The organism is Pseudomonas sp. NPDC087346, from assembly GCF_044744235.1.
Taxonomy (GTDB): Bacteria; Pseudomonadota; Gammaproteobacteria; order Pseudomonadales; family Pseudomonadaceae; genus Aquipseudomonas.
The window spans coordinates 1-4,249 of sequence record NZ_JBIUXX010000136.1 but is presented as its reverse complement, the minus strand read 5'-3'; the positions used below and the strand labels follow the sequence as shown (position 1 = coordinate 4,249).

The window sequence follows — 4,249 nt, the reverse complement described above, 5'->3', positions numbered from 1 at the left end:
ATATTCGTAGCCCACAGGTGCATGTTCCTTCCTATCTTGCTGACCAATTCCAGCGCTATCAGTATGGAAGAAGAAAGAACGGACGACCTATATCGCGAGCAAGCTCGCTCCCACAGGCGAATGCATTTCAACTGTGGGAGCGAGCTTGCTCGCGAAGGCGGCTTCATCACCGCCAGAGGATTCCGGTATTAGCCTTTACCCTTGGTGCGAGTCATGTTCGGCCCGCCATTCTTCTCAAGATGCTCGATGATGATCCCCGCCACGTTCTTGCCAGTGGTGGTCTCGATCCCTTCCAGACCCGGTGACGAGTTGACTTCCATCACCAGCGGCCCGTGATTGGAGCGCAGGATATCCACGCCCGCCACGGCCAGACCCATGACCTTGGCTGCACGCAGCGCGGTCATGCGTTCTTCCGGGGTGATCTTGATGAGGCTGGCGCTGCCGCCACGGTGCAGATTGGAGCGGAATTCACCCGGTTTGGCCTGACGCTTCATCGCCGCGATCACCTTGTCGCCGACCACGAAGCAACGAATGTCGGCGCCGCCGGCTTCCTTGATGTATTCCTGAACCATGATGTTCTGCTTCAGGCCCATGAAGGCCTCGATTACCGACTCTGCCGCCGTCGCGGTCTCGCACAGCACCACGCCGATGCCCTGAGTGCCTTCCAGCACCTTGATCACCAGCGGTGCGCCGTTGACCATGTCGATCAGGTCGGGAATGTCATCCGGCGAGTGAGCGAACCCGGTGACCGGCAGGCCGATCCCCCGGCGTGAAAGCAATTGCAGCGAGCGCAGCTTGTCCCGTGAACGGGCGATAGCCACCGATTCGTTGAGCGGAAACACCCCCATCATTTCGAATTGGCGCAACACCGCGCAGCCGTAGAACGTCACCGATGCGCCGATCCGCGGGATGACCGCATCGAAGCCTTCCAGTGGCTTGCCGCGATAGTGGATCTGCGGTTTGTGGCTGGCGATGTTCATATAGGCGCGCAAGGTGTCGATCACCACCATTTCATGCCCGCGTTCGGTGCCGGCTTCGACCAGACGACGGGTGGAATACAGACGCGGATTCCGCGACAGCACAGCGATCTTCATGCAACACCTGTGGAAGAGGTAGATACCGGGAACACCGGCTTGTCTTGTACATATTTAATCCCGGGATTGACCACCAACTGGCCGTCAATCAGGGCTTTGGAACCGAGCAACAGGCGATAGCGCATGGACTTGCGGCAGGCGAGGGTGAACTCGACCGGCCAGACCCGATCACCGAGGGCCAGGGTGGTGCTGATCACATAGCGAACCTGGGCCTGGCCGTTGGAGCTTTTAATGGTTTTGCGAGTGACCAGCGGTGCTTCGCAGCGCCGGTGACGCAACTGCACCACCGTGCCCAGGTGCGCGGTAAAGCGCACCCACTTCTCGCCGTCGCGTTCGAACGGCTCGATGTCGGTGGCATGCAGGCTGGAGGTGCTGGCGCCGGTATCGATTTTCGCCCGCAGGCCCGCGACTCCCAGATTAGGGAGCGCCACCCACTCGCGCAGACCGACAACGGTCAAATGGTCAAATGTCTTCAAAGGTACTCAGCCGGTAGAAACCGCTCTGGCCGCACGCGGCCGAATTCGCGGTATTCACGCAGAATAATGGTTAAAAGGCGACAGATATCTACGGCCCGGATAGCCGACCCCTCAAGCAGGTGTCGGATGCTGCGCATTGTAATCCGGGATGGTGCAATTCATGGCACGACAGAAACGGTAGTACAGTTCATCAATATTTCAGAATGAGGAAATTCCATGGCACAAAAAAGCGAAGAGGACGACAAGGTCCGTCTCGATAAGTGGTTGTGGGCTGCACGTTTCTATAAAACACGTGCCTTGGCCAAAGCCGCCATCGAGAGTGGCAAGGTGCATTGCCGAGGCGATCGCTGCAAGCCTGGCAAAGAGCCACGCGTGGGTGATGAATTCCAGATTCGTATGGGCTTCGAAGAACGCACGGTTAAGGTTGAGGCCTTGTCGATCGTGCGTCGTGGCGCACCCGAGGCGCAGACGCTGTATGTCGAGACCGAGGCCAGTATTGCCAAGCGTGAAGCGGCAGCGGCGATGCGCAAGGCTGGCGCGCTGGGCGTGAGCACCGATGGCAAACCGAGCAAGAAACAGCGACGGGACTTGTTTAAGTTTCGTGGGAACAGCAACGACGAGTAGAGCCGTTGTTGCTGTGTTGTCTGTACTGATGTCATCGCGGGCAAGCCCGCTCCCACAGGTACTTCAGGTGTTCACAAAATTTATGTTCACTGAAGATCACTGTGGGAGCGTGGCTTGCCCGCGATCGAGTGCGCAGCACTCGCCAGCAACAACGCGGGATCAGGCGCTACGCACCACACTCATCCGCGAAATCACCGGAAACTTGCCCAGCAGCCCGAAAATCGGCGCAGTAACCTTCAGCCAGAAATTCGAGGCGTGATACGCAAACGGTGTGTAGTAACCCCAGCCCAACGCCCACACCGCCAGCAATACGCCGCCGATGTAATCGTCCTGACCCCAATGCGCCCCGGCTACCAAGCGCGGCAGCATAAACAACAGCGCCAGGCCCCAAACCACCAGGAATTGACCAACACTACGGCTGAAAACCCCCATGAACAGCGCCCAGATCAGCAACACCGAAGCATGATCACCGGGGAAGCTCTGGCTTGAGCGATCTTTCAGCTCCCAGGTCTTCTCAAGGTGCGGGAAGTAGTCGCTCATATGCACCGCGCCTTCGAGCATCATCGACGGACTGCTGTGTTGCCAGTCCATGTAGTCGGCGAACTTGGAAAACAGCGCGCGGATCACCACCATCAGCAGCAGGATCGACAGAAAACCGAAAAAAGCCCGGCGCACGTCAACGGCCTTGAACACCCAGTCGCCCTTGATCAGCAGCGTCAGCAGGATCAGTCCCACTACGATGTCGAACGGGCGCAGACTTGCAATTGCCCAGATGTGGAGCCATATGGGGTTGCTGGCCAGTGGTGCATTGAGTGAGCGAAACAGCCACTCGTCGAAAATCACACACAGCATCTGGCCCGTAGGCCATAACCAGAAAGCCAGTAATGCTAATGGCACTATGTTGCACAAAACCAGCCGGCCGAGGTTCCACCTAGATTGGAACAAACCCGGATTGTTCATAAAATGCCTCCCGTGGCTGAACATTTCGCACCAAAACGGTGCCAAGAAGCGCCGGATTTTCATCTTTTGTAACCATTTTGTCATCACATTCAGATACCCAAAACCTATGACCGACCTTCCAGATACCGACTTTTCCCAACGCTTCATCTTCGATGACAGCGACACTCGCGGCGAACTGGTGGCGCTGGAGCGCAGCTACGCCGAGGTCCTCGCCAAGCACCCGTACCCGGAACCGGTTGCGCAATTGCTGGGTGAACTGATGGCTGCCGCCTCGCTGCTGGTCGGCACCTTGAAGTTCGATGGCTTGCTGATTTTGCAGGCGCGCTCCGAAGGCCCGATCCCGATGCTGATGATCGAGTGCTCCAGTGATCGCGATATTCGCGGCCTGGCCCGATACGAAGCCGATCAGATCGCCCCGGATGCGACGCTTGCCGACCTGATGCCGAACGGCGTTCTGGCCCTGACCATCGACCCGACAATTGGCCAGCGTTATCAGGGCATCGTCGATCTCGACGGCGAAACCCTGTCCGACTGCTTCACCAATTACTTCGTCATGTCGCAACAGGTCGGCACGCGCTTCAAGCTCTACGCCGACGGCCGTCGCGCTCGTGGCCTTCTGCTGCAACAACTGCCGGCCGATCGCCTGAAAGATGAAGAAGAACGCGCCGCCAGCTGGCAGCACATCACCGCGCTGGCCAGCACCCTGAGCGCCGATGAACTGTTGAGCCTGGACAACGAAACCGTGCTGCATCGTCTCTACCATGAAGAGCAGGTGCGTCTGTTCGACGTGCAGAATCTGCGCTTCCGTTGCAGCTGCTCGCGGGAACGCTCGGGCAATGCGCTGGTCAGTCTGGGTCTGGAAGATGCGCAGGCGCTGGTGGTCGAAAACGGTGGCAACATCGAGATCGATTGCCAGTTCTGCAACCAACGCTACCTGTTCGATGCTGCCGATGTCGCTCAATTGTTCTCTGGAGCAGGCGTCGAGACGCCGTCAGATACCCGGCACTAAAACGGTTCAGCGTAGGTAAATTCACTGCTCAACGACGGAATTACTCACATACGACGTGAGGCACCTACTCTAATTTCGCTATTCAG

At 58.0% G+C, this 4,249-nt stretch carries 5 protein-coding genes; 2 read left to right on the top strand and 3 right to left on the bottom strand.

The window, feature by feature from the left end; all coding sequences use genetic code 11:
• Window positions 1–188: 188 nt before the first annotated feature.
• Together rimK and ACIOZM_RS31325 are read right to left on the bottom strand one after the other, a co-directional pair.
• A complete protein-coding gene (rimK, locus tag ACIOZM_RS31330) occupies window positions 189–1,094 on the bottom strand; it encodes a 30S ribosomal protein S6--L-glutamate ligase (protein ID WP_007949201.1) in 906 nt (301 codons plus the stop codon).
• Window positions 1,091–1,537 carry an ATP-dependent zinc protease gene (locus ACIOZM_RS31325; RefSeq protein ID WP_401221471.1) on the bottom strand — a complete coding sequence of 149 codons (447 nt, stop codon included), beginning with the start codon at window positions 1,535–1,537 and terminating at the stop codon, window positions 1,091–1,093. The genes rimK and ACIOZM_RS31325 overlap by 4 nt, the downstream gene beginning before the upstream one ends.
• Window positions 1,538–1,786: 249 nt before the next feature.
• Here ACIOZM_RS31325 and ACIOZM_RS31320 point away from each other — a divergent pair, with 249 nt between their 5' ends.
• Window positions 1,787–2,194, top strand: coding sequence for an RNA-binding S4 domain-containing protein (locus ACIOZM_RS31320; RefSeq protein WP_401221469.1), 408 nt, complete (start codon window positions 1,787–1,789; stop codon window positions 2,192–2,194).
• A 159-nt stretch (window positions 2,195–2,353) separates the two neighbouring features.
• Here ACIOZM_RS31320 and ACIOZM_RS31315 read toward each other — a convergent pair whose 3' ends face one another.
• On the bottom strand, window positions 2,354–3,154 hold the full coding sequence (locus tag ACIOZM_RS31315) for a phosphatase PAP2 family protein (protein WP_401221466.1): 801 nt from the start codon (window positions 3,152–3,154) through the stop codon (window positions 2,354–2,356).
• 106 nt (window positions 3,155–3,260) lie between these two features.
• On the opposite strand from ACIOZM_RS31315, the gene hslO reads away from it, so the two are divergent.
• Window positions 3,261–4,163, top strand: a complete 903-nt coding sequence (gene hslO / locus ACIOZM_RS31310) for an Hsp33 family molecular chaperone HslO (RefSeq protein WP_401221463.1) — start codon at window positions 3,261–3,263, stop codon at window positions 4,161–4,163.
• The last annotated feature ends 86 nt before the right edge of the window (window positions 4,164–4,249 follow it).

Coding starts and splice junctions, on each gene's coding strand:
- ACIOZM_RS31315 (WP_401221466.1), bottom strand. CDS start 3,154: ATGAACAATCCGGGTTTGTTCCAATCTAGGTGGAACCTCGGCCGGCTG.
- rimK (WP_007949201.1), bottom strand. CDS start 1,094: ATGAAGATCGCTGTGCTGTCGCGGAATCCGCGTCTGTATTCCACCCGT.
- ACIOZM_RS31320 (WP_401221469.1), top strand. CDS start 1,787: ATGGCACAAAAAAGCGAAGAGGACGACAAGGTCCGTCTCGATAAGTGG.
- hslO (WP_401221463.1), top strand. CDS start 3,261: ATGACCGACCTTCCAGATACCGACTTTTCCCAACGCTTCATCTTCGAT.